Origin of the sequence: Methylobacterium oryzihabitans, from assembly GCF_004004555.2 — a bacterium.
Lineage (GTDB): Bacteria > Pseudomonadota > Alphaproteobacteria > Rhizobiales > Beijerinckiaceae > Methylobacterium > Methylobacterium oryzihabitans.
This window is the reverse complement of the sequence record NZ_SACP01000140.1, coordinates 1-468: the sequence shown is the minus strand read 5'-3', so window position 1 is coordinate 468 and position 468 is coordinate 1. Positions and strand designations below refer to the sequence as shown.

Here is a 468-nt window from a genome sequence, read left to right as displayed (position 1 = left end):
CTTGAAGCCCTGCACCAGCAGGAACGAGATCACCAGGTAGAACACGCCTGCGGCAAAGAAGATTTCCACCGGCAGGTAGGTGCGGGCAATGATGGTACGGGCCATGCCGGTCAGTTCCAGCAGGGTCACGGTACTGGCCAGCGCACTGGCCTTGAGCATCAGGATCACTTCGTTGCTGTACGCCGGCAGGCCGATGCGCGCAGCACGGGGCAGCATGATGTAGAACAGCGCCTTGCCACGCGACATGCCCAGCGCCCGCGCCGCTTCGATCTCACCTTTGGGGATCGACTGAAGCGCGCCACGCAGGATCTCGGCGATGTAGGCAGCGGTGTGCAGGGTCATGGTCAGCACCGTGCACCAGAACGGATCGCGCAGGTACGGCCACAGCGAGCTGGAACGCACCGCATCGAACTGCGCCAGGCCGTAGTAGACCAGAAACAGCTGCACCAGCAGCGGCGTGCCGCGGAA

Annotated in this window: 1 protein-coding gene; it reads right to left on the bottom strand. The window is 63.7% G+C overall.

Annotated features, from left to right (window positions below):
• On the bottom strand, nucleotides 1-468 hold a 468-nt coding region (locus EOE48_RS28740), incomplete at both ends, for an ABC transporter permease (protein ID WP_127734243.1).